General features: G+C 35.1%; 26 protein-coding genes. 9 read left to right on the plus strand and 17 right to left on the minus strand.

Features of this window, described 5'->3' with window-relative positions; translation table 11 throughout:
* The first annotated feature begins 15 nt into the window (after positions 1 to 15).
* A complete protein-coding gene (locus AC52CF_RS03245; protein ID WP_375181939.1) occupies positions 16 to 2,454 on the plus strand; it encodes a TonB-dependent receptor in 2,439 nt (812 codons plus the stop codon).
* Positions 2,455 to 2,803: 349 nt separating this feature from the next.
* On the opposite strand, the gene AC52CF_RS03250 is transcribed toward AC52CF_RS03245, so the two are convergent.
* The 6 genes from AC52CF_RS03250 to AC52CF_RS03275 form a co-directional block, all read right to left on the minus strand.
* Complete coding sequence (locus AC52CF_RS03250; RefSeq protein WP_375181938.1) at positions 2,804 to 3,250, minus strand: SMI1/KNR4 family protein; 447 nt, start codon at positions 3,248 to 3,250, stop codon at positions 2,804 to 2,806.
* A 21-nt stretch (positions 3,251 to 3,271) separates the two neighbouring features.
* On the minus strand, positions 3,272 to 4,021 hold the full coding sequence (locus AC52CF_RS03255; RefSeq protein WP_375181937.1) for a hypothetical protein: 750 nt from the start codon (positions 4,019 to 4,021) through the stop codon (positions 3,272 to 3,274).
* A gap of 75 nt (positions 4,022 to 4,096) precedes the next feature.
* A complete protein-coding gene (locus AC52CF_RS03260; RefSeq protein WP_375181936.1) occupies positions 4,097 to 4,492 on the minus strand; it encodes a DUF6678 family protein in 396 nt (131 codons plus the stop codon).
* Positions 4,493 to 4,503: 11 nt separating this feature from the next.
* Positions 4,504 to 4,872 carry a hypothetical protein gene (locus AC52CF_RS03265; protein WP_375181935.1) on the minus strand — a complete coding sequence of 123 codons (369 nt, stop codon included), beginning with the start codon at positions 4,870 to 4,872 and terminating at the stop codon, positions 4,504 to 4,506.
* 27 nt (positions 4,873 to 4,899) lie between these two features.
* A complete protein-coding gene (locus tag AC52CF_RS03270) occupies positions 4,900 to 5,892 on the minus strand; it encodes a phosphotransferase (RefSeq protein ID WP_375181934.1) in 993 nt (330 codons plus the stop codon).
* Between the two features lie 290 nt (positions 5,893 to 6,182).
* Complete coding sequence (locus tag AC52CF_RS03275) at positions 6,183 to 6,821, minus strand: MBL fold metallo-hydrolase (protein ID WP_375181933.1); 639 nt, start codon at positions 6,819 to 6,821, stop codon at positions 6,183 to 6,185.
* A gap of 129 nt (positions 6,822 to 6,950) precedes the next feature.
* On the opposite strand from AC52CF_RS03275, the gene AC52CF_RS03280 reads away from it, so the two are divergent.
* Together AC52CF_RS03280 and AC52CF_RS03285 are read left to right on the plus strand one after the other, a co-directional pair.
* Entirely contained in the window at positions 6,951 to 8,162 is a 1,212-nt protein-coding gene (locus AC52CF_RS03280) for a type IX secretion system plug protein (RefSeq protein ID WP_375181932.1), read from the plus strand.
* Between the two features lie 5 nt (positions 8,163 to 8,167).
* Positions 8,168 to 9,211 (plus strand): hypothetical protein, encoded by a 1,044-nt coding sequence (locus AC52CF_RS03285; protein ID WP_375181931.1) that lies wholly within the window; start codon positions 8,168 to 8,170, stop codon positions 9,209 to 9,211.
* Between the two features lie 73 nt (positions 9,212 to 9,284).
* On the opposite strand, the gene AC52CF_RS03290 is transcribed toward AC52CF_RS03285, so the two are convergent.
* A complete protein-coding gene (locus tag AC52CF_RS03290; RefSeq protein ID WP_336733180.1) occupies positions 9,285 to 9,536 on the minus strand; it encodes a hypothetical protein in 252 nt (83 codons plus the stop codon).
* Positions 9,537 to 9,539: 3 nt separating this feature from the next.
* Positions 9,540 to 9,767, minus strand: coding sequence for a hypothetical protein (locus tag AC52CF_RS03295; protein ID WP_214590798.1), 228 nt, complete (start codon positions 9,765 to 9,767; stop codon positions 9,540 to 9,542).
* A gap of 454 nt (positions 9,768 to 10,221) precedes the next feature.
* Here AC52CF_RS03295 and AC52CF_RS03300 point away from each other — a divergent pair, with 454 nt between their 5' ends.
* A complete protein-coding gene (locus tag AC52CF_RS03300) occupies positions 10,222 to 12,174 on the plus strand; it encodes a M4 family metallopeptidase (protein ID WP_375191098.1) in 1,953 nt (650 codons plus the stop codon).
* 83 nt (positions 12,175 to 12,257) lie between these two features.
* Here the strand turns inward: AC52CF_RS03300 and hemH are convergent, their stop codons facing one another.
* Positions 12,258 to 13,280, minus strand: a complete 1,023-nt coding sequence (gene hemH / locus AC52CF_RS03305; protein ID WP_214590796.1) for a ferrochelatase — start codon at positions 13,278 to 13,280, stop codon at positions 12,258 to 12,260.
* A gap of 66 nt (positions 13,281 to 13,346) precedes the next feature.
* A complete protein-coding gene (locus AC52CF_RS03310; RefSeq protein ID WP_235129708.1) occupies positions 13,347 to 14,225 on the minus strand; it encodes a NifU family protein in 879 nt (292 codons plus the stop codon).
* Positions 14,226 to 14,617: 392 nt separating this feature from the next.
* On the opposite strand from AC52CF_RS03310, the gene AC52CF_RS03315 reads away from it, so the two are divergent.
* Positions 14,618 to 15,154 carry a gamma carbonic anhydrase family protein gene (locus AC52CF_RS03315; protein WP_214590795.1) on the plus strand — a complete coding sequence of 179 codons (537 nt, stop codon included), beginning with the start codon at positions 14,618 to 14,620 and terminating at the stop codon, positions 15,152 to 15,154.
* Between the two features lie 150 nt (positions 15,155 to 15,304).
* Here AC52CF_RS03315 and AC52CF_RS03320 read toward each other — a convergent pair whose 3' ends face one another.
* Positions 15,305 to 15,745 (minus strand): hypothetical protein, encoded by a 441-nt coding sequence (locus tag AC52CF_RS03320; protein ID WP_496517845.1) that lies wholly within the window; start codon positions 15,743 to 15,745, stop codon positions 15,305 to 15,307.
* An 82-nt stretch (positions 15,746 to 15,827) separates the two neighbouring features.
* Between AC52CF_RS03320 and AC52CF_RS03325 the strand changes: the two genes are divergently transcribed.
* Together AC52CF_RS03325 and AC52CF_RS03330 are read left to right on the plus strand one after the other, a co-directional pair.
* Positions 15,828 to 17,954, plus strand: a complete 2,127-nt coding sequence (locus AC52CF_RS03325; RefSeq protein WP_496517846.1) for a helix-turn-helix domain-containing protein — start codon at positions 15,828 to 15,830, stop codon at positions 17,952 to 17,954.
* Positions 17,955 to 18,083: 129 nt separating this feature from the next.
* Positions 18,084 to 18,455 (plus strand): hypothetical protein, encoded by a 372-nt coding sequence (locus AC52CF_RS03330; RefSeq protein WP_496517847.1) that lies wholly within the window; start codon positions 18,084 to 18,086, stop codon positions 18,453 to 18,455.
* Between the two features lie 54 nt (positions 18,456 to 18,509).
* Here the strand turns inward: AC52CF_RS03330 and AC52CF_RS03335 are convergent, their stop codons facing one another.
* The 5 genes from AC52CF_RS03335 to AC52CF_RS03355 all read right to left on the minus strand — a co-directional run bounded on the left by AC52CF_RS03335 (position 18,510) and on the right by AC52CF_RS03355 (position 21,537).
* On the minus strand, positions 18,510 to 18,947 hold the full coding sequence (locus AC52CF_RS03335; RefSeq protein WP_496517848.1) for a hypothetical protein: 438 nt from the start codon (positions 18,945 to 18,947) through the stop codon (positions 18,510 to 18,512).
* Between the two features lie 61 nt (positions 18,948 to 19,008).
* On the minus strand, positions 19,009 to 19,809 hold the full coding sequence (locus AC52CF_RS03340; RefSeq protein WP_496517849.1) for a hypothetical protein: 801 nt from the start codon (positions 19,807 to 19,809) through the stop codon (positions 19,009 to 19,011).
* 60 nt (positions 19,810 to 19,869) lie between these two features.
* Positions 19,870 to 20,562 (minus strand): exonuclease/endonuclease/phosphatase family protein, encoded by a 693-nt coding sequence (locus AC52CF_RS03345; protein ID WP_496517850.1) that lies wholly within the window; start codon positions 20,560 to 20,562, stop codon positions 19,870 to 19,872.
* On the minus strand, positions 20,559 to 21,014 hold the full coding sequence (locus AC52CF_RS03350) for a hypothetical protein (protein WP_496517851.1): 456 nt from the start codon (positions 21,012 to 21,014) through the stop codon (positions 20,559 to 20,561). The genes AC52CF_RS03345 and AC52CF_RS03350 overlap by 4 nt, the downstream gene beginning before the upstream one ends.
* Positions 21,015 to 21,030: 16 nt before the next feature.
* A complete protein-coding gene (locus tag AC52CF_RS03355) occupies positions 21,031 to 21,537 on the minus strand; it encodes a hypothetical protein (protein ID WP_214590787.1) in 507 nt (168 codons plus the stop codon).
* A 233-nt stretch (positions 21,538 to 21,770) separates the two neighbouring features.
* Between AC52CF_RS03355 and AC52CF_RS03360 the strand changes: the two genes are divergently transcribed.
* Both AC52CF_RS03360 and ribB read left to right on the plus strand, forming a co-directional pair.
* A complete protein-coding gene (locus AC52CF_RS03360) occupies positions 21,771 to 22,775 on the plus strand; it encodes an LLM class flavin-dependent oxidoreductase (protein ID WP_496517852.1) in 1,005 nt (334 codons plus the stop codon).
* Between the two features lie 68 nt (positions 22,776 to 22,843).
* Positions 22,844 to 23,965: a 3,4-dihydroxy-2-butanone-4-phosphate synthase gene (ribB, locus tag AC52CF_RS03365; RefSeq protein WP_214590785.1), complete on the plus strand. Its 1,122-nt coding sequence runs from the start codon at positions 22,844 to 22,846 to the stop codon at positions 23,963 to 23,965.
* A gap of 116 nt (positions 23,966 to 24,081) precedes the next feature.
* Here the strand turns inward: ribB and fmt are convergent, their stop codons facing one another.
* A complete protein-coding gene (fmt, locus tag AC52CF_RS03370) occupies positions 24,082 to 25,029 on the minus strand; it encodes a methionyl-tRNA formyltransferase (RefSeq protein WP_496517853.1) in 948 nt (315 codons plus the stop codon).
* Between the last annotated feature and the right edge of the window lie 51 nt (positions 25,030 to 25,080).

Raw genomic sequence — 25,080 nt, forward strand, 5'->3', positions numbered from 1 at the left:
AAATCAAATAAGGCTATGAAAAAAAGATCGATGTTTTTACTTGCCGGTATTGCAACCTTGTATTACAACAATGCATACGCTCAGGAAACTCCTAAGGATTCCACAAGATCGGCTTCCATCGAACAGGTGGTTATTACGGGTAACTCTAACCCAAAAAAGAAAATAGAATCGAGTACTGCGATTTCTACTTTTACAGCAAAAGAAATTCAGAAACAAAACCCGATCAGTGCGGCAGCTTTGTTGCAGCGTGTTCCTGGTTTTGCGGTAGAAACTTCCGGTGGTGAAGTAGGAAACAACCTTTTTGCAAGAGGTATTCCTTCTGCGGGAGCGTATGAATTTGTACAGGTTCAGGAAGACGGTCTTCCGGTGTTTGAAGACGGAGCATTACAGTTTGCGAATGCAGATAATTTCTTCCGTGTAGACAATTCGGTAAGCCGATTAGAAGCTTTGAGAGGGGGTTCAGGTTCTATTTTTGCGAACAATTCTCCGGGAGGTTTAATTAACTTTATTACCAAAGAAGGCGGAAACGATTTCCGAGGAACGGCAAAACTGGAAACCAGTACTTATGGTTTGATGCGTACTGATGTAAATGTAGGAGGAGCTTTGGTTCAGGATAAATTATTCTTCAATGTAGGAGGTTTTTACAGAACGGATGACGGAATCAGAAAGACAGGTTTTAAAGCCAATCAGGGCGGACAGATCAGAATGAATCTGAAATATGTTTTCGATAAAGGCTATGCCAAAATCTATTACAAAAAACTGGATGACAGAAATACATTCTTCCTTCCAATTCCTTTGGTACAGAACGGAAATGATCTGAAAGAATTTTCCGGTTTTGATGCTAATTACGGTACCTATAGCTACAGAAACATCAGTCAGTTGAACATTCCACAAGTAGGCGGAGGGTTTTTCAGCAGAAATTTAGAGGATGGAATTCATCCGAAAGTTGATGTTTTAGGAGCAGAATTCAAATATGATTTGGGTAACAATTTCTCTGTTTTAAACAAAACAAGATATACCAATATCAATATGAATTATACGGGAATTTTCCCTGCAGGCGGACCTCAAAGTGCGGCTGATTTCGCCAAAGGAGCAGGAATTGCAGGAAATACATTCCAATATTCAATGGTAAGCAACGGAGCAGTGGTAAATCCGGGCTACGTTCAGAAATTAGGTTTCTGGGCAATCGATAAGCAGATGAATAATTTCGTTAACGATTTGCAGTTCAATTATAAATTTGATAAAGGAAATGTGACGGCAGGTTTCTACAAATCTAACTGGAAGTCTCATCAATACTGGAACTGGAGCAATATTTTAACGACGGCTACCGATAAACCGGAATTGCTGAATTTGGTAGATACTTCATTAACGCCAAACAGTGTTGGTTATTCTAAAACGTACAATGGAGTTACCAATATGTCGTTCCTGTTGAGAGATTCTCAGATTCAGGGAAGTCTGAATGATCTTTATCTGAATTTAGACTATAATATTACCGATGATCTGAGTTTTAACGGAGGAATCCGCTACAGCCGAGATTTCTATAAAGGTTACGGGGTGAACACGACGAGCGGAAACCTTAACAATTCCGGCTTGACAACGGACGGAACGCACAGTTTTGCAACGACCACGGCAGACGAAAATATGTCTGTTTTAGGCAATAAATACACCTACTGGAATTTCGATGTAAATAAAGTTTCTTTCACAACGGCGCTGAATTATAAAATCAATAAAGAAAATGCAGTGTATGCACGTTTCTCTAATGGTTTCAGATCTCCGAATGAGGAAGCGTACTACAACAATATGAATAATTTATCTGTTGTAAAGCCGGTAACAACCAATCAGCTGGAAGTGGGGTATAAGTACTATTCAAGAACGTTTGATGTAGCGGTAATTCCGTTCTATTCTACATTGAAAAATCTTTCATTTACGGATGTGTATTCAGACGGAAGCTCAGAGAACAAATTTGCAAATACATCAAACTTAGGGGTTGAGTTTGAAGGATACGCAAGATTATTCAATAATGTGTTCGAAGTAACGTTCAACGGAACGATCCAAAATCCGAGATATAAGGATTTCACAGGAAGAAATGCAGACGGAACAACATTCAGTTACAATGATAATACCGTAAGAAGAATGCCGAAATTCTACTTCAATATTTCTCCTGCGGTAAATCTTACCAAAGAATGGAGAGCTTATGTAAGCATGAATTACTACGGAAAACGTTTTCAGGATGAGAAAAATGCGCAGACTCTGCCTTCTTTCTCAGAATTTGGAGCGGGAACTTCTTATCAGTTAGGCAAAATCCGTTTTGCGGTAGACGGAACCAATATCTTTAATACCATCGGTATTACAGAAGGTGATCCAAGAGCCGGATCTCCATCGGGAGACGGAATTATTATGGCAAGACCAATTATGGGTGCTGCGGTAAGAGCTTCTATTACGCTGGATTTCTAAAATTACTTTCTTCATACAATTGATAAAACCGTCAGGATTTTTCTGACGGTTTTTTGTTATTAAAGAGTTTAAATGATTGCAATTTATATTAACCTCAGTTCGGAATAAGAAATAAATTTAAATAATTGATTTATAGCGTTGTATTATTTTATCGCAAAGAAAAACAAAAGATTTTTTTTACTTATTGAAAGTTTGTTAGCTAAACAAAGGCACTTCGTTTATTTAAAAAAGACAAAAATGGTATTACTTTGATAAGTTTTACGCCTTTGTATATCTTAAAAGCTGAATTCCTGATAATTGAATCTCTTTGTTTAACCTTGCGTTTAAGAAGACTTATCCCGCATTCAGGTTACATTATTCCCAGTTCTTTTTGCCATTCATATAATCCTCCGCTGTCAAATACATTGCCTGCAAGAAATCTTTGAAGAAACTCATTAACAGAAGAGGTCATCACTTTATCGGGATGGCTGTCGTTAAATATCTCAAACTCACCTTCTGACGTACGTCTCAGTCCCCACATCTCCGAATAAATCATATATTCGGAAAAATGAAACCAATTCTTCCCGAAGTTTTGCGGATATTTTCTGATATTTTGGAGAGGAATCATATTAAAGATATCTTCATTGCAGCCAAAACCATTGCAGGTTAAATAGAATTCTCTAAAGTCTGATGGTAGTGAAAAGCCGATTTCATTTTCAAATTCTGTAATGTCTGAAAATGTTGCCGGAGGATTGATTTCAATTCCGCTTTGATGATGTTTCTCTTGTATTAATTTGATTAGAATTTTTATATTCACAGTTTATAACTTTCTTTCAGTTTAAACATCTTGACCTTTAGCCAGTTTTCTCAAATTTTTCAATTTCTCGGTAATCTGATCTGCTCCTTCTTTGTTTTTTTCTTTTTTCAGGTTTTCTCTGGCTTTTTTGAAGGATTCAATATAATGATCAAACACTTTTTCTTTAATTAACGGGTCATCTACAACTTCGTATAATCCGCTTAAGATCCATTCGAAAATACCATATTGGCTTAAGCTTTCATCTAAAAAGTTAGTGAGACCAGAAACCATTTCTTTATTCCATACACTGGTATTCATAATAGTTCTAAATACAGCACTTGTCGCAGAATAGATCGACATAAACCATTCACTAAGATCGTGAAAATAGGTGGCTTCCTTATCTTTTCCTTGTTCTTTATAGTATTTTGAGATAGAATTACAGGCGGTTTTGCAGCTCATAAATCCATTGCTTGCCCATAAAAAACCGGACACATCAAATACTCTGTTCAGTAATCCATTAATAAAAACGGACAGCCCTAACAAATCATACTTTTTATCGGTGAGAACTAATTCTTCATGATTCGGTAGTTCTGTTATAATCTCGTCATATTTATCTTTCAAATCCTGATGGTTTGCCCAAAAAGGAAAAAGATTGACAAATAATGCACGTTCTATGATTTCCTGATTCAGTTCTCCGCCATTTTTTGCATAATCCGGCAATTCGCTACATGCTTCTAAATATTCTTGAAATGAATCTCCCGCTAATTTTTTTATCAGTTCTTCTTTATTCATGTTTAATAATTTTATTTTAAATTTTAGGTATTAGTTAATTTACAATTGTTGTTTTGAAAGAATATGAGTAACTTTTTATTTATATCCAAAAATTCTCAGTCCTTCTTCTGTTATTTCATATTCCAACAGTCCCAAATTTTTTATGATCTGTTCAATTTTATCTATCGGCTGAAAAAAAAATTCTGATGTCAGTTTTTCATTTCTGTTCCAGCGTTCTGTTTCATGTTTTTCGGGGATCATAATCCATTCAATTTCTTTATATCTGAATGGTCCTAGTTCGCTTACGTCCCCAAAACCATTTGTGTTAAAACCTCCAAGATGAAATTTGTACTTTCTGTCGTTCAGCAGAAACTTAATATATGCAGACTGAATATTAATTTCTGCATTCTGCATCTCTGTCAGTAACCTGAACCATTTTGAGTTGTTCATGTAGGAAACCCGTTTCAGAATTTCTTTCTCCAGTTTGTCCATAGAGAACTTATTTATTTTTTAGGGATAAGCTCATCAATGTATTTTAGCATAGTTTCTTTTACCGTACTTTCATTAAAATCTATGGTAACGGTTAAATTTCTTTCGTTTTCTGTAAATCTTATTGTATTGTTATCAGGCTCTTCAATCTGTCCGTCAACGATGAAAGTGAAGTTTTTTCCAAAAGCTGTTCGGGAAAGCTCAATATTCCAATCGGGAACATCATTAAAATTTAATTCTCTTACCGGAAAAATACTTTCAAAATTTAAAATAACAGAGTGATCTGTACGTTCTGTGGATAATAATTTGCAGGCACTTCGTTCTCTGTTTTGTACTTCAATAATTCCATCGGTACCAATATATTTGTTTAATTTCTGTTCCATATTTTTAGTTATTTGTTTTTATGAAAGTTATTCAATTTCAATAGAATGATAAGCCATCCAGCGTTTTAAATTTCCAACCATCCTTTTTAAATGATCTTCATTCAGGAAGATATTTGTCCAGAATTCAAATCTGTCGCACTGCACACTGATGTAATACGTTATGACAGCTAAACAGGCGTAAGATAAGAACTTTTTTTCTTCGTTGCTGATTGTTGTTACCGTGTCATAACCCTGTAAAAAACTTTCTGCTTTTGTCTGATATTCTTCCTCGTTCAGGTTGGTTGCCAGAAGCTGAAACAGAAAGTAAGAAATATCAAAACATAAATAGCCGTTTCCGCAGAAATCAAAATCGAAAAAAGTAACTTCCTTTTCATTATCAATGTGCAGATTATCAAACCAGACATCAAGATGTACGCTTCCGTATCTCATTTTTTGTCTGTCGAAAGTTTCGAATTTAAGGCTTAAAAATTCAGATAATTTCTCCAGAAAAATAACTTCCGGATTACCATCGTTAAAGAATTTTTTTATCTTTTCAACAGGGTTTGTAAGCAGATTTTTTAAATCATAAGAAATCCTGTTCAGTTCAAAATGCTCTGACGACTGATGAACTCTGGCTAAAGCCTGTCCGATCAGAAAACTTATTTCAGGCGAAAATTTTGCCGTCTTTATGCCTTTCGCATAAGAAAATAAAACCCCAAATCTTTTTCCTTCCGGGGCTTCAATTTCCTGAATATAGTCACTGAATTTATCTGCAATCGGAAAAGCAGCCTGCCGGTTTTCGTCTTTTAAATGAAGGAGAAGCTTTAGTTCTTCCTCAACTTCAGATTTTGTCCGCCAATGATGAGTATACACTCGGAAAACAAATTTCTTTTCCTCATCATGAATAATGTACAAATGATTCATGGCTAGGCGGAAAATGCTGCATTTTGTTTTGTTACTCAGCCCGTATTTTTGCTGAATAAGATATCCGAGATGTACGGGATCAAGCGTACTGTTTATAGCAGGGAATTTTTCTGTCATTAATTTAATTTATATAGTACTTTATATGAAACAACTTTGTTTGTAATCAAATGCAGGTGCAGGCAGTCTAAAACAACCCTGTTTGTAACCAAATGCAGTTTACATAACTCTGAAACAATCTGTTTGTAATGAAATGCAAATGCAGGTATTCTGAAACAACCCTGTTTGTAATCAAATGCAAATGAATGTAGTTTAAAACAACCTTGTTTGTAACAAAATGCAAATCAATTTAGATTAAAACAGAAAGGTTCGTATCTAAACTCTCTTAGTTCACCCACACTCAAACAGTCTTACTTAAAAAACGGATTATACTCCTTCTCAAACCCGATTTTCGTGGGATTTCCATGTCCGGAGAAAACCTGAGTGTCATTATCCAAAATGAAAAGTTTGGTTTTGATTCCTTCAATTAGCTGCTCGTAGTTTCCTTTATAAAGATCAGTCCTTCCGATACTGCCTTCAAACAGAACATCACCGGAAATAATGAATTTCTGATTTTCATTGTGATAAACCACACTCCCCGGAGAATGTCCCGGAACATGATAGATTTTGAATTTTTCTCCGTCAAAATCCAGTTCGTCACCCTCATCAATATATTGAATTTCCACATGAATATGATCCAGCTCAAAACCAAACCTCATCCCGCTGATCTGGAACATATTCAGCACTTCTTTGTCTTCTCTGTGCATCAGAACAGGAACTTTATACGTGTCAAAAGCCCATTGTAAGCCCAAAACATGATCAATATGAGCGTGCGTTAAAAGAATTTTTTCAATTTTCAGTTCATTTTCTGAAATGAAACTTTCGATCGCTTTGGTTTCCTGTCCGTTCATATTTCCGGGATCAAATAACCATGCTTTTTTATTTTCGTTATAAAGGATATAAGTGTTTTCGCTTGCAAAATTGAATACGAAACCTTGGATCTGAAGCATATTCTGAATATTTTTATTGAAAACAAAGGTAGCTACAAAAGTCTTGGTTTAAAAGTTTTAATAAATTTTTAATTGATAAAGATTCCCGTATTGTATGTTTAAAAACGATTTTTCGTTATCTTCGTCATAATGAAAACATTGCAGCTACTTTTACTTTCTTTGGGCGGACTGGTTTTTGGACAGAATATCCAGAGTATTCAATTGTTTAATCCACAGACCAATGACGAAACACCGGTTATTAATTTTAATCAGCAGTTGGTTTTAAGTTTCGATGATCTTACCAATGCAAGCGAAATTTACAGATACACCATTAAGCATTACAACAGAAACTGGGAAGACGATAATCTCTTTTTTACAGAATTTGCCAATGGAAGTTTAAACGGTTTGCTGGATAAATTTCAGTACTCTTTCAATACACTGCAATCATACACCCATTACACACTGAACTTTCCGAATGAAAAAATGCAGCCGAAAATATCCGGGAATTTTGAGCTTATTGTGTACAAAGATTCTGCTGAAAAGCCGCTTTTCAAAAGAAGGTTTTATGTGGTGGAAGATGCAGCAACTTTAGCAATAGGGGTTTCAAGATTTGCTGATGCACGAAATCCTGATGCGAACCAAAGGATAGAAGTGAAAGCAGTTCCCAAAGGCGGAGATATAACATCGAATGTAAATTCCATGACGCTGAATGTAATGCAGAACAATAATCCGAATGTTACAATAAATAATTTAAAACCTAGTGCGACATTGGGAAACCAGCTTCTTTTTCAGCAGCTTTCCTTGATATTTCCTGGGAATAATGAATTTTATTATTTCGATAATAAGAATATGAATATGGCTGCAGATATGGTTCGTGCAACCGAACTTTTGGATGGAGTTAACCAGACTTATCTTCATCCGGTCTGGGCTTTCCCGCTGAATTATCAGTATCAGCCGGACGTTAACGGCGCGTGGTATTACCGTAGAAATGATCTGGGAAGAGAAAGGGATGCTACGAGAGAAGCAGATTATTCATGGGTACATTTTTACCTTGATTCTGAGCCGGTCGACAAAGAAATTTTTGTTTTGGGAGGGTTCAATAATTTTAAACCAGGCAAAGAAAACCAGATGCAGTATGATGAGACATTAAAAAAATATGTGGCAAAAATATATCTGAAGCAGGGTTTTTACAACTATATTCTGGCAACAAAAAATCCCGATGGAAGACTTAATTTCGGTGAAGTGAACGGTAATTTCTGGCAGACGGAAAATCTTTATCAAGGATTTTTATATTATGCCCCTTTCGGAAGAAATTATGACGGATTAATGGGGTATGGTGAACTCAGAACGCCGGTGAGATAATCTCAATGAAAAGAATATTTCTGTCACTTTCTATTTGTTTTCTTTTTTTATCATGTAGAAAAGAATATGACGTTAATGATTTCAGTGGAAATTTAAAACCTTATTTGGAAAGGCTTTCTAAAGAGAAAGCAGTTCCTGTTTCTGATACAACTGCCAAAAATTTTCTGGAAAGAAATGCATCTAAAGAAGAATTGATAAAACTTATGGATGCAAAGAAACCGCTGTTGAGAGTTGTGGCTTACGGAGCTATTGTCAACAGAAATGAACCTGAATACTTTGATCTGCTGATTAACCATCTGAATGATACTGCTAAAGTAGAATGGTGGTATTATGAGGATGCGGTAGGCTATTTTTCAGTTTCAGATTTAATGATAAGAAAAGCTTTTGATGAAAACGGATTGTCTCCCATTCAGAAAAAAGTATTGACGGAAGAAGTATTGCTAAAACATCCTTATTTAGATGTCTCAAACTGGATGATCCAGGACATTGATCCTGATGAAAAATATTATCATTTGATTAAAGAACGTGCGAAAACTAAAAGCAAGGACTGTGGCAATCAGCTGATATCATGCTATGCATTAAGTAAATTTAGAAAAAAACAGGATGCTAAACTTTTGTTGTCTGTTTTTAAACAAAATATTAATGGCTATTGTCAGGAGAATATTTTTAAAAGTATCGAGATATTTCCGGATGCTGTATTTTTTCCTTTATTGAAAAGTTATTTTCAAGATAATATTAAAGATAAACTCTCGGAAAAGAAAAATTTAGACAATAATGTGCTTTATTTTGTAAAAGCTGTTGCTGCCTATAAAAATTCAGAAGCTTTTGAAATTCTAAATTATATAGCACAAAACAACACCTATATAAATAAAGGATTCTGGCCTCCTGCTAACAAAACGGATGTTTTGAAAGCTCTTAAAATTCATTATACTCCTGCTTATGATCCTCTAATAAAAGAAATCGAAAAAGAAATGAATCCTTGTGATTTACAATCACTGATTTCTGAGATTGGGTTTGAAATACGAGGAGATGACCGGCAGAAATGGTAAATCTACAATTAAAAAACCTCACAGATAAATCCGTGAGGTTTGAATATAATAATAGTCTGGAAGTTTTGGTGATTTATGTTTTGAATACGGCAGTTATTAAAATGTTTTCTTCATCTTCAAAAAGATAATGGATATTTACTGGGAAATCATGCATTGTTTCCACGAGAGTTTCCTGAATCTTTTTTCTCTCTTTTTTTGAAATTCCATTTACACATTCTTTTAATTCTTCTAAAAAATCAGTTCCTTTATATTCTTTTTCCGCATTAAAAACTCTCATAAGAAGTCTTATGTCGTTTTTGGCAATAGAAGAGAGTAATACATTCATTGTTTAGGCACAGTACTTTTTCAGCTCCGAGATATTTTCGTAGAAGTCCAGTTTAGTGTCGGGATTTTCCCTGTGAAACTGAATTCTATATAAAATTTCGTCCAGATAAAATTGCGATATCGCTGTTTTATTTTTCATTTCAAGACTTTCTACCATCTTCGCAAAAGTTTCCAGCATTTCCGGATTTAAGTTTTCGATTTTATTTTTTAGAATTTCGGCAGTTGCATTCATCTCATCTGTCTTTTTAATTAGTAATGTGATTTTATAGGGTAAAGGTAGTAAAAAATATTTATTTTCAAAATATTTGCTATTTAAAAAAGGGGGTGTTTTGTTTATTTTTAATTTTTTTTAAAAAAATTTTAAATTTTTTAAGGGGTGTAGATGTGTTTTTTATTTTTTAGCATTGTCGTGAATCTCTAGCTATTTCTTATATAATTCATACACCTTTGAATTATAATGCCCTGCATAGTGAAAAAAATAATTCATAAATTAATTATTTATGTTAAATATTTTAACATAAAATATATTTAATGGATTAAATTTTACATTAAACAAGTTGTTTATTGTAAAATTGTGATTATGATTTTTTTGCTGATTTATAAATTCTATTGAATATTTAATATTTATTTCGTTAATTTGGTATAAATATTTTGTTAATTAAATTTAAAACCAATAAATATTTATTATGAAAATGAAATTTATCTTAGTGTCAAGTGTTGCTGTATGTTCTTTTGTTTTCGGACAAAATGTACCATCTAAACTAATTCCAGCTAAAGACGGACTACATGCAGATTTTATGAGATTCGAAAAAGACAGACCTGCTTTTCAGGGCAGTCCGGTTTTATTTGATGAAACTTCACAAAGACTATCCCAAGCTCAGGGTCGCAAGTTGGGTTTTGAAAAAGATCAGTTGGGATTTGAAACGCACAGATTCCAGCAGACCATCGATGGAATTCCTGTAGAATACGGGATGATGGCTGTACAGACCAAAGACGGCAAAATTGTAGGAGAATCCGGAAAATGGATTGTTAAGACGCCTAAAAATTTAGAAAAAAGTGCTAAAATTTCCGAAAGCATCGCATTACAGAACGCGATGGCATTTGTAGGCGCAGATTCTTACAAATGGCAGAATAAAGAAGAGGAAGAATTTATTAAAAAAGAATCAAATGATGCCAGTGCATCTTTCGCTCCTAAAGGAGAAGTGGTTTATTATTCTGATCCTGCTGATGATAAAATGAAGGATTTGAAGCTGGCTTACAAATTCGACATCTATGCTGAAAAGCCATTAAGCAGACAATATGTTTTTGTAGACGCAAAAGACGGTAAGGTATTGGGAGTTGATGCAATTATCCACGAAGTTAATACTCCGGGAACAGCTGTTACAGGGTACAGCGGAACCAGAAGCATCGTTACAGATTCTTACAACGGAAGCTACAGATTAAGAGAAACAGGAAGAAACGGCGGAACGGCTGTTCAGACTTTTGACCTTAAAAAAGGAACCAACTATGCTTCTGCAGTAGACTTTACAGATGCGGATAATACATGGAATAACGTTAATACCAACAAAGATCAATATGCAACTGATGCGCATTGGGGAGCAGAAATGACGTTGGATTATCTGTATACTAAATTCGGAAGAAAGAGTATCGATAACAATCATTTTGCAATAAAATCTTATGTACATTACTCTACCAATTATTTTAATGCCTTCTGGGACGGAACCAGAATGACGTATGGTGACGGAAGTTCCACAACAAACGGAGGAAAACCTCTTACAGCTTTAGATGTTTGTGGTCACGAAATTACTCACGGGATGACCTCTAAAACAGCAAATCTAGCTTATCAGAGAGAATCCGGAGCTTTAAATGAAGGCTTTTCCGATATCTTTGGAAATTCAATAGAGCGTTGGGCAAGACCTACACAAAATAGTTGGAAATTAGGAGAAGATTTCAGTTATGTAATCAGAGACATGGCAAACCCAAATGCTTACGGACAGCCGGATACTTATCTTGGAACGTACTGGAAAGCAACTACTACAACAGGTTGTGCAAGTCCTACTCAGACCAATGATTACTGTGGAGTTCACACGAATTCAGGAGTTCTTAATTTCTGGTACTATTTATTGGTAACAGGAGGAACCGGAACTAATGATAAAGGATTTGCTTACAATGTTACAGGAATCGGTCTGGATAAAGCGGCAGCTATCGCTTACAGAACACTGACTACATATTTATCCTCTTCTTCCACTTATCTGAATGCAAGAACGTATTCTCTTCAGGCGGCTGCAGATTTATACGGTGCAGGAAGTGCTGAAGTTACTCAGGTTACCAATGCATGGAATGCTGTGGGAGTAGGAGGCGGAACGTCTGCTGCAGGAAAAACTGCCGTTTCAGATGCTTCATTATACACAATAAGTCCAAATCCGGCAACCGATAAATTTACCGTATCATTTGAAGGTAAAGAAGGAAGCGGAGTAGTAGAAGTAATGAGCTTGACAGGTAAAAGAGAAATTTCCGAAAAAGTGAAATTAACAGACGGAGCGAACAGAGTGGAAATTCAGCTTCCGGGTAGTATGCTTCCTGGTATTTATGTAGTAACTGTAAATGGACAAAAAGCAGGAAACTTAATTAAAAAATAACAGTAGTAATATCATAATTAAAAAAAGTAAGACCATAGGATTTTCCTGTGGTCTTCTTTATTATGTTAATATCAAAAAGATTATTATACGAGATAAAACTCATGAAGCTTTTCTTCGCAAAGTGTTTTTACCACTTCAATCCATCGGTCTTCATCATTAAGACATGGAATGTAATGGAAATTTTCTCCGCCGCCGTGTAAAAACTGCTCTTTTCCTTCCACTGAAATTTCTTCCAGTGTTTCCAGACAATCGGAAACGAAAGCAGGGCAAACAATCGCTAGATTTTTTACTCCTTTTTTAGGAATGGTTTCCAGTGTTTCATCGGTGTAAGGTTCGATCCATTTGTCCTTTCCTAATCTCGACTGGAAAGAAACAATAGTTTTTTCTTTGGGGAGATTCAGTTTTTCAATTACCAGATTCGTTGTTTTGAAACATTGGTGACGGTAGCAAAACGTATGACTTGGATTGCTTTCTCTGGAACAGCAGTCGTTCAGATTACACGTTTTCGTTGGATCGGTTTTATAAATATGTCTTTCCGGAACACCGTGATAAGAAAACTGCAAAGCGTCGAAATTTTCAGGAAGTTTTTCTCTGATGCTTTCCGCTAAACAGTTGATGTAAATATCACGATCGTAAAAAGGCTGAATATAATTGATCTTTACCTTCGGAAACTTTTGTTTTCTTACTTCTTCTGCTTTTTCCACCACCGTTTCTGTCGTGCTCATCGCATATTGAGGATACAGCGGGAAAAGTACAATTTCGGAAACTCCCTGATCTACCAGTTTCTGAATTCCGGCTTCAATACTCGGCTGCGCATATCTCATCCCGATTTCCACAGGAACATCCACCACTTTCTGAAGCTTCTTCTGAATTTTTTCTGTGATCACGATAAGCGGTGAACCTTCGTCCGTCCAAACCGTTTTATATGCTTCCGCAGATTTTTTCGGTCTTGTGTTCAGGATAATTCCCTGTACCAGAAGCGCACGGAAGAACCAGCGGTAGTCGATCACTTTTTCATCCATCAGGAATTCATCCAGATATTCTCTTACATCATTTACTGCCGTAGACTTCGGCGAACCAAGATTTACTAATAAAATTCCTTTCATAAAATATAAATAATGAGTAATGGTAATGAGTAATTTAAAAGAGCTTATTACTGATTACTTATGTTTTTATCCGTTTACAGCTTCCACTTTTTCTACTAAATCCGGAACAAACTGTTTTAAAATATTTTCAATTCCGCCTTTTAATGTAGCTGTTGAGCTTGGACATCCTGAACAAGCGCCCTGTAAAAGCATTTTTGCGGTTTTATTTTCTTTGTCATATTCCATTAAAGAAATTTTTCCGCCGTCGTTTTCTACTGCAGGAGCTACATATTCATTTAAAATATCTGAAATTTTCTGTTCGTCGTCTGTATATTCTCTGTTGATGATTTTTTCAACCGGATTTTCATGCTTTTGAGCCTCAATATTTGAAATTTCGCCACCGTTCTGAAGATATTCTGCAATTAATGCGCGAACCGTCATCATTACCTGATGCCATTCCACAGAATTGTCTCTCGTAACTGCTACAAAATTATCTGAAATGAAAACTTCCTTCGCAAAATCAAATTCATTGAAAATTGCCTGAGCCAAAGGAACGCCTTCAGCTTCCTCTCTCGATTTTACCTCTACAAAACCTTCAAGCAATAATTTGTTCGAAACAAATTTCATTACATTCGGGTTCGGAGTCATTTCCGCATAAATCTGGTACATTTCTTTCTTCTTCTGAAGATAAATTCTAGGGTTTGCAAGCAATTCATCCTCAATTACATTTTTAAGGCTTTCTGCCACATGTTCCCATTCTACCGTATCCTGTTTTGCAACTGCCACAAAATTTGCCGTGATGAAAATTCTTTCCACAAACGGATAATTGAAAAGTTCCTGAGCAATCGGAATTTCTGAAATATCTGAATCTCTGTCCAACTCCAAAGATCCCGGAATGAGATTGTAATCTGCTACAAATTTCATCACTTTCGGGTTTTCGGTTGGCTCTATAAGTATCGTACGCATTTTTTCTTTAAATTTGAGATACAAAAATACGCATAAGAAGTGGGATTGAAGAAAATGGATAGTTAGATTTTTGCTATTAGTGTTATTATTGATTTGAATCCATGAATTTCAGTTATAAAATTTCCTTATTTAATATTCTCGCTCTGATACTCTTCATTTTTGCTTTGTATACAGCTTGTAGAACAGAAGGGGAGTTTTTGCTTTATGGAGTGGTTTTGTTTTTCGGAATCTTTGTTCCCATTTTATTGTTAATCATTGATTTTGGATTTCAATATGTTATTAAAAGTAAACTAACCATTCTTTTTTTAGAAATAATAGTATCAGTGATAGGAGGAATGCTCATTTATCTTTATGTGTCACTTTTAAATTTGTTAAATTAACATTACATACATATGGCTTTAATAAAAGAACTTTTAGGTAAAACACCACAAATAGGAGAAAATACTTTTCTGGCAGAAACAGCAACAATCATTGGCGATGTTACCATGGGAAAAGACTGCAGCATTTGGTATAATGCGGTGATTAGAGGAGATGTTCATTACATCAAAATGGGGAATAAAGTAAATGTTCAGGATAATGCAATGTTACACTGTACCTATCAGAAACATCCTCTGAATATCGGAAATAATGTATCTATTGGTCACAACGCAATTGTTCATGGTTGTACTATTAAAGACAATGTGCTTATCGGAATGGGAGCGATTGTGATGGACGACTGTCTTGTGGAAGAAAACTCAATCATCGGTGCCGGTTCTGTGGTAACGCAGGGAACGCATGTGAAATCCGGAGAAGTCTGGGGCGGTGTTCCGGCAAGAAAAATTAAAGACATCAATTCACAGCTTCTGGAAGGAGAAGTAAACAGAATTGCAGATAATTACGTGAAATATTCTTCTTGGTATAAGGAAAATGTGAAAAATGTAGAAGGATAAATTTTAATTCAACGATGAATGGTGAATTTGCTTCGCAGGTAAATTTTCACAATAAATTCAAATTCATAAGAACAAAAAAGCATTGCTGAAAATCTTAGCAATGCTTTTTTTATCCTTAATGAAATTCCTGAAAGAATTTAATGGTTTTAATTAGTAAATTAGTTCGGCTTTGCCTTTTATACATTTAATTGCAGTAGGAGGATTCACCATCATGCAGTCCGACATAATTCCGTATTTTTGGTTAAATGCTTTTACTTTTTCAGTATAATCATCAATTCTGCTTAAAATACTTTCTTCCATTTTTTTAGGATAGGCAATATAGAATTGAGGTCCGCCACAGGATTTTGCACCCATCGGAGCGAAAGCCCACTCGTTTGCATTTGTGCATTTTTCTTTTGCAACTTCAGATTCTATGGAAACCCGGATTCTGTCGAGCTGTGCCTGATCGTATTTCTGGCTGCTTTCATCGGCAGGTCTTTCCGCGATATCCTGAGGAAGATTGGCGTTTGCTTCTTTTGCGGTTCCACACGAAACAAATAGCACCGAAACACTGAATAATACAGCAGAAATATAAGAAAGAGGTTTTAGCATAATTACTTTTTTCTGTTTCAAAATTTTCAAAACTTATGCCAAGATAAGGATTTTAAGTTTCATTTCCGTAATTTTGACGACGATGAACAATCATTTTTTTGACTTAATAGAACATACCAACCGAAGCGTATTTTTAACGGGAAAAGCAGGAACAGGAAAGACGACTTTCCTCAACGATTTTGTAAAACGTACCAGAAAAAAACACATCGTTGTGGCTCCTACAGGAATTGCAGCCATTAATGCAGGTGGCGTAACCATTCATTCTATGTTTGGACTGCCGTTGAGAACGTTTTTACCGACCACGGAAAGAATTGATACGAGTCTGGCAAATAATATTGCCGACCTGATGCCTCATTTCAAATACAGAAAAGATAAGCTTAAACTTCTGCGTGAAGTAGAGGTGATTATTATTGATGAGGTTTCCATGCTTCGATCTGATGTTCTGGATATGATGGATTTTTCTCTGAGATTTATCCGTAGAAATAATCAGCGTTTTGGAGGCGTTCAGATGTTGTTCATCGGAGATTTGTATCAGCTTCCGCCGGTTGTGAGGGATGAGCATATTCTTAAAATGTACTACAATTCGCCTTTCTTTTTTGATAGCCATGCGATTAAGGAAATCCCATTAATTACCATAGAACTTACCAAAGTTTACCGTCAGTCGGATGAAGATTTTCTTGCCATTCTGAATGCCATCCGTGACGGAGATACTGCGAATATAGATTTTGAAAGGCTAAATGAAAGATATGATCCGGATTTTAATTCCGGAGACGAACCTTATGTTTATCTCTGTTCACACAATAAAATGGCAGACGATATCAATCAGGAAAAACTCGACGAAATAAAAATAACTTCTAAAACCTACGAAGCGAAACTTTTCGGAGAATTTAAAGAAAATCAGTTCCCGAACGAACAGTTTTTAGACCTAAAAATCGGAGCGCAGATCATGTTTATCCGAAATGATATTTCAGGAGAAAAAAGATATTTCAACGGAAAACTGGGCGAAATTTCTGCTTTGGACGAAAACGAAATTAAAGTAATTCTGGATGGAAGCGAAAGAGAAATTACCGTAAAGCGTGAAGTCTGGGAACAGAAAAAATATTTTCTGGATACCGATAAAAACATCAAGGAGGAAGTTTTGGGAAGCTTTGAACAGTTCCCGATAAAACTTGCCTGGGCGGTTACCATTCATAAAAGTCAGGGTTTAACCTTTGACCGTGTGATTATTGATGCCGGAAAAAGTTTTACCGCAGGACAGGTATATGTTGCCTTATCGCGTTGCCGTACTTTGGAAGGGATTGTTCTGAAATCTAAAATTACGCCTGAAGTTATTTTCAAAGACAACAGAATCCTTCATTTTCATTCCGATACAGTTGCCAATGATCAGGTTGATAAGATTTTAAATAACGAAAAATACGATTACAGCATCAGGAAAGTGCTTCGTGCAGTCGATTCTCAATGGCTTTTAAAGGAAATTGAAGACTGGAACAATCTTTCAATCGTAACGAAAAGTCTGGATCATCTTAAAACGAAGCAATTATATAATCAGTTAAAACCTGAAATCGTCAATCTCGGAAAGATTTTCGAAAAACTGGAAAGGGTTATTTCCCAAAAGGTGAATAATTTCATTGAGCAGAAAGAAGAATGGTCTGAAATTGAAAGCAAAACCAAAGGTGCGGTGAATTTCTTTTTTACCGCAATCAGAGATAAGGTTTTCAGTCCGCTGAAAGATTTTTATGCCGAAATTAAAGGAACAAAAGGTCTGAAACAATATAATGAAGATTTTCGTGTTTGGCTGGAAGATATTGAAGAATATTTAAACAGTTTAAAGGAAATTCATTTGCTGGAAACAAAACTTCTGGATGAGATCAATAACAAGGAAGTGAGCATGAAAGTCGCAAAGGTTCCGTCTCAGGTTCTCACGTTTCAGTTGTTTGAGCAGGGGAAAACCATCGGGGAAATTGCTTTGGAAAGAGGACTGGTGAAAGAAACCGTGATTGGTCATCTCGCAAAATTTGCAGAACAGGGATTGCTCGATATTTCAAGAGTGGTTACTTCGGATAAAATAAAAGCCTTTGAAGATATTTTCTACAAAGATCCCAAAGAAACTTTAACGGAGTGGAAAAATGTTCTCCCAAGTCATTTTGAATTTAACGAAATCCGTATTCTGATCAATCATTTCAATTATCTGAAAGAGAAAAATCAATAAAATATTGCTGATTTATCAGTGACAAACCTCACAGGTTTTTAAAACCTGTGAGGTTTTTTCATCATAAAATTCTGGAAGAATAAAATTCAGATGAATTTTTGTATTTTTAGATCTTAAATCCTCATCACAATGAAATATCTATTTACTTTTTTGTTTGCGTTTTTACTGAATGCAGATCACGGTTCCAAATTCAATTATGATCTGCTTATCGGTTCGTGGTCGCAGAAATCCATTGCGAACAGCAATTCTACTGGAATATTCACCTTTAAAAAAGACAGTACGGCAAGTCTTGAAATGATCGATCAGGCTTCCAACGGGATGATTGGCGGAATGAACGGACCTTACAAAATTGAAAGAACCAAAGGAAATCTGAAAATTACGTTACTGGGAAAAGAAAAAACATTTGAAATTCAGGAACTGAGCAAAGATATCTTGGTAATTCAGAATAAAAAAGAAGGTAAGGAAAAACAGATTTTTAAACGGTATACCGAAGAAAAATAAGACTTTTCTGAAAAAAATAAAAGGTCAGCAATTGAGAAAATTACTGACCTTTTTTTATTTGCTAAGCATATCCTGATTGACACGATAGCCTACAATTTTTATATCTCCGTTTTCATCTTTTTCTAAAGTGAAAGTTTCCTGTGTTTTTTCAGTTCCTCTTTTCACATCGTAAACGAAAAGATATTCACTCTTGGGATTGCTGCCTTTTACAACCATTGTTTCCCAGTGAGAAAGATTATATTCTTCAACCGGACCTATTTGCCCTGTTACATTTAAAAGTTCTATAAGTTTTTCTTTACTCGTTACGCTGAAAAATTTTTCTCCAAACAGCTTATAAATGTCGTCCTGATTTCCACCATATCGGATTTCCCAATAGAACTTCTGCGGCACTTTTTCACCATCTGCTTTATCGGATTCCCGGTCTTTGTAAAACTGGTTGAAGTTGCAGCTTAGTAACAGAAAGGATAAAAGAAGTAGATAAATGCTTTTCATTTTAAATTATTTTTTTTAATCGTTATATGTTATTTTTTCTTTTGCTGAATTTTTTGAAAATTTAGTAGTAATTATATTGAAAATGCTGTGCACATCGAAGATAAAATAAATTTGTAATCAAGAGATCAATTTCGTTAACAAATCCATTGAGCTCCTGAATCCGCTCAGTTTTTTCCTTTGCTGTAGATTCTTTATCAATTTTAACCTCGTCGTCGATCCTTTGTCTCAGAGACTGTATATAAAGTTTCTTTTGTTTTGAAACATCATATTCATCTTTGGATTGACTGTTATCTGATTCAGAATGAAGATAGACAGCATATTCAGCATCTGCAACAAGGCGGGATTGCTGATGCCCGAAAAATGTTCCGCCATTCGCGAGATAGCCAAAAATCGAATTGATAGCAGAGTAAATTCTGATTAATTTTTTACGATGTCGGGCATTCTTTTCTATTCCGTTTTTTTGTGCCAGAAAATAAGCGTACAGATTATAATACTGATCTTGTCCGGCTTCACTGCTGAAATCTGAACCAAAATTTCGGTAAGTAATATCTGGGCTTTGGATTATTTCATCGAAAAATTCAGGGTGATTATCTACTATTTTGTTGAAATCTTGTCTGCTCAGTTTTAATAAAAAATCATTTTCATTACGTATCACTACAGTATCGAGTGTTGTATAATGTTTTGAATTTAAATTTTTTATTTTTTGACTTTCATATTTTTTCTGTTTATCTTCAGCAATCTTTGAAAAAATATCTTTGTTTGTAGTCAGTGAATCTTTGTTTTCAGTTGTCTCTTTTACAATTTCGTTTTTTTCACAGCTTATAATGAATAAAAGCAGTAAGATTACACTTTTCTTTTTCACCGTTTAGTTTTTAGAATAATAAAGATATAACATAAAAGGCATATATTAAATAGTAGAGAATTAAAATTTTTCTACCGAAATAAAAACGCCTTTATGATCACTCACCACATTTTTATCCACAAAAATTCTGCATTCTGTATCGTCTGAAAAAACTTTCGGAATCACAATATGATCAATATTTTCTTTAATTTCTGAAGTTACAGGGATGATATTCAGTTCATCAAAAAGATTTTTTAAAGCTTCTGTTGTTTTTAAATTAATTGAAAATTGTTCCTCTCCTTTTCTGAATGATGTATTAAAATCACCAACGATAAAAATATTTTTGTTCTCTGCATAAATTTTTCGGCAGTCGTGGATGGTATTCTGCAATTCGATATCAACAAAAGGCTTTCGGTTAAACCAAGTTCCGATAATCGTACAATAGAAAACAATTTTTCCCAATTCTGTTTCAAATTCCAAAGCGAGATTGGTTTTTTCATCCGTCACAGCATATTTTTTCGAATAAGGAATTTTAGAGTACAAAACTGTCCGGAAAGCTTTTTCTCCTTTTAAATATTCCGAATAATTGAGATTTTCATAAACGGTGTTCTCAGGGATTGGCGAACAGAGATATTTATACGGAAAATTTTTAAGATCAAGATTGACGGCTTCCGTAAGAATAAGGAAATCAAAGTCAAACTGATTGAGAAATTCTGCGGTTCCTGAAGATTTCTTTTTTATTGCCCAATCGATATTGAGGGTTGCAATTTTCAATATTCCCTGTTTAAAATTAATTTCCGTTGATTGTTGTCATAATAACTTGCATGACGACTTGTATCTTTGAAGAATATTTCTTCATTTTCTATTTCATTAAATCTTTGCTTATCGGTTTTTGCAAAATCAATCAGCGTATATGTATTTTCATCTAAAACAGTAAAATCAACGAGTTTTAAATATTCAGGAACAGATTTTCTGTCGATCATAATCTTTCCGCCGCCAAGTTGATGTCTGTCCTGTCCATTTTTCTTCACTCCGGAAACCCAATATTCTTCACCGGTTTCAATATCAAAATGATTTCCCGAAATGCCGGGAATTTTAAGTTTTTTAAGAGCTTTATTATTGAAATATACCGTTTGTCCGGATTTTGAAAATTCAACCCAACCAATCCACGCAGATCCGTGATGACCGGAAGATTTATTTTCGATATACCTTATTTTTGATTTCATGTTTTAATTATTGATCTTATCTTTTTAATTTCTCAAAGTCATATAAAGTAATGAAATCAATTTTATGCCCCCATATTTCATTCATTTTCGCCTTGGGAAAAACTCCTGAAATAGAGGTGTTTTCAAATTCATCCTTGAAATAATATTTTATATCCGCTTTATAGATTAAAGATGTTTTTACATTGCTTTTTAAAGATAAAAGAGATTTCCAGTCTTTATCTTCCTTCCCTTCGTTATAGTAAGCTCCTGTGAAAAAAACTTCAATCGTATTTTCTTTAATATCTTTTGAGAAAATATCCTTCTCCTTACTTAAAGGATAATATTCTTTATAAGGTTCCATGCTCAAAACGCGGTATTCATATTTATTGCCATTTTCTTTCAGTTCTAAAATAATTTTTGAACCTAAAGGAAAAGTAAATGTTCCATATTCGGTGGGAAATGTAGTAGGAATATTCAGTTTTTTTTGAGAAAATATTTTTCCTGTAAAAATTAAAATGATAATAAGAAATAAGAGTTTTTTCATGGTTAAATTTTGAATTGAAATCAATACCAAATATACAAAAAGTGATTATTCAAAAAAGCAATTTAATATTAGCCTGATTTCTCATAGTTTTTCCCTGAACCTCACCATTAATCCTATCGATTACAAAAAGTAACTAATGCAGTTTATTAGTCTTATCTTTGTTGCGTAAAATTTAAAATAATGAAACCGACAAAAGTTTACGAAATGCTTTTGTCTAAACAGAATATCCCGATATGAAAAATTTTGAAATATCAGTATTGGATCTTGCTCCCGTAAAACAGGGGAAAACTGTTCATGATACCTTTCAGGACAGTTTATCATTAGCCAGTCATGCTGAACATTTAGATTATAAAAGATTCTGGCTTGCCGAACACCACAATATGGAAAGCATTGCCAGTTCTGCAACCTCCGTTCTGATTGGTTTTATCGCCAACGGAACCAAAAAAATAAGAGTGGGCTCCGGAGGAATTATGCTTCCGAATCACAGTTCATTAGTGATTGCCGAACAGTTCGGAACCCTTGAATCCCTATTTCCCGGAAGAATTGATCTTGGTTTGGGAAGAGCTCCCGGAACAGATGGTTTAACCGCTCAGGCTTTAGGAAGAAATCCGGGAATGATTAACCAGCAGTTTCCAAGACAGATTTTAGAATTACAGAAATATTTTTCCAAAGAAAACCGTGATGCTTTGGTTCGTGCCATTCCGGGAGAGGGACTGGATATTCCGATGTATATCTTAGGTTCCAGCACAGACAGTGCATTTCTAGCCGCGGAATTGGGACTTCCGTATGCTTTTGCGGGGCATTTTGCGCCGGAGCAGATGGAAATGGCTTTCAATATTTACAGAGAACATTTTGAACCGTCAAAATACTTAGACAAACCTTACATCATTGCCTGTGTAAACGGAGTTGCAGCAGAAACTTCGGAAGAAGCGCATAAAATGTCCACAACTTTGTTTCAGGCTTTCATTAATATTGTAAGAAACGACAGAAAGCCTTTTGCGCCGCCGGTTGATGATATGGACGACATCTGGTCGCCTATGGAAAAATCCATGGTTTTGCAGAAACTGAGATACACTTTCATTGGAGATCAGAATGAAATCGAAGAGAAATTGAAAAGTTTTCAGGAAAAATTTAATGTGGATGAACTGATGATTAATTCTCATATTTATGACCATCAGAAAAGACTGGAGTCTTATCATATTTTCAGAAAAGCTAAAAACTCCGTATTTGGCGAATAATAAAGAATTTATAATATTGGGAGATGCATATTTTTATAAGTATCTTTGCAAAAATTTAAAAAGTAAAAATGTCTGATATTAAGTTAAATACTATTCCAGAGGCAATAGAAGACCTTAAAAATGGTAAAATAATCATAGTAGTGGATGATGAAGACAGAGAAAACGAAGGAGATTTTCTTTGTGCGGCAGAGCTTACAACACCTGAAATTATCAACTTTATGGCGCTTCACGGAAGAGGGCTTATCTGTATGCCGCTTCCCGAAAAAAGATGTGATGAGCTTGGTCTTGAAGTAATGGTAAGCCGAAGCAGTGATCCGAAAGAAACAGCTTTTACGGTGTCTGTAGACCTTTTAGGAAACGGAACTTCTACCGGAATTTCTGCAAGCGACAGAGCAAAAACCATTCTGGCTCTGATGGATGAAAAATCCAAGCCGACAGATTTCATGCGTCCCGGTCATATTTTTCCGTTAAGAGCCAAAAAAGGAGGTGTTCTGAAAAGAGCAGGACACACAGAAGCTGCAATAGATTTAACTTGTCTTGCCGGTCTTAAAGAAGGAGGGGTAATCTGTGAAATCATGAATGAAGACGGTTCTATGTCGCGTTTGCCTGAGCTTTATGCTTTTGCACAGAAACATGATATGAAAATAGTTTCCATTGAAGATTTAATTCATTATCAGCTTAAAAAAGGAAATCTTATTGAAAGAATTGAAGAAAGAAAAGTAAAAACCGCTTACGGAGATTACGATTTCTTTGCTTTCAGAGAAACATCCAACGATCAGATCCATTTTGCCTTAACCAAAGGTTCATGGACGGTTGATGAGCCTGTTTTGGTAAGAGTTCAGTCATCAGATTCTTATTTTGATGTTTTAACGAGGCTGAATAACGGAGAGAAACCTCAATTGGAAAAAGTAACCTCTATGGTAAATGCAGCAGGAAAAGGAGCCATTGTTTTCATTAATAATGTTTCAAACTCTGAAAATACATTAAGAAAACTACAGCAGTTCCTTAATTATCAGGACGGACAACAGCAGCATCCGACTTTAGCATTCAACTACAGAGATTACGGAATCGGAACTCAAATTCTTAAAAATCTGGGAATTAATAAATTTAAAGTAATTACCCAGAATCCTAATGTGAAGCCGCAGGTTGGCGGATATGATGTTGAGGTAACTGAAATGGTACAGCTATAAAATGTGAATTGTGAATGGTCAATTTTGCTCTGCAAGTGAATACAATGCTAAAATTGATAATGAAATGAATTCACTGTTGACAATTCACTTCGACGAAATAAAAATGGCTTGAGAAATCAAGCCATTTTTATTTCGTCGAAATTCCTGAAACCGTTCAGAAAATCTTTGATGTTCATTCTCTTTTTTCCTTCAAGCTGTAATTCTGATGGAAAATATTCTCCGTCTTGGGTAAAAATCTTAAATCCGGTTTTAGAGATTTCCAAACTTCCGGCTGTTTTTCCATGATCCGAAATTTCAAATTTTCCACCGAAAATTTTAAGTCCTTTTTCTTCTTCGCCTATCTTTAAAGTGGTGAACGCTGCAGGATAAGGAGACATTCCCAAAATAAACTGATGAATTCCTTTCGAATTTTTCGTCCAGTCGATTCTTGTATCTTCTTTAAAAATTTTAAATGCATTTTTCGGATGCTCAACTTGAGGCTGTGGTTTTTCTGTAATTGAATTTTCTGCCAATCCGTTTAATGTTGTTACCACAAGTTCAGAGCCCATTTCCATGAGTCTGTCGTGAAGGCTTCCTGCATTTTCATCCGGTAAAATAGGGAGTTCTTCCTGAAGAAGAATATTTCCTTCATCAATTTTTTCATTGATAAAAAACGTTGTAGCTCCTGATTTTTCTTCACCGTTAATAATCGCATAATTGATCGGTGCAGCACCTCTGTAATCGGGAAGTAAAGAAGCATGAAGGTTGAAAGTTCCCATTTTTGGCATTTCAAACAAAACTTTCGGCATCATTCTGAAAGCGACCACCACAAAAACATCGGCTTCCAGTTTTCTCAATTCCTCTAAAAACTCGGGATTTCTAAGCTTTTCAGGCTGAAAAACAGGAAGATTATTTTCTACGGCAAAAACTTTTACCGGAGACTGATTGATTTTCTGTCCTCGTCCGCTCGCTTTATCTGCAACCGTTACAACGCCCACAACTTCGTGATGAGAATGATGAATGGCTTCCAGAGAAGCTTTGGCAAACTCCGGAGTTCCTAAAAATACAACTTTCAATGATTTCATAGTGCAAAGATAAGGTCTTTGAGGAAGGATTGAAAGATTTGATTTTAAAAT

It is taken from the genome of Chryseobacterium sp. 2P, from assembly GCF_059579425.1.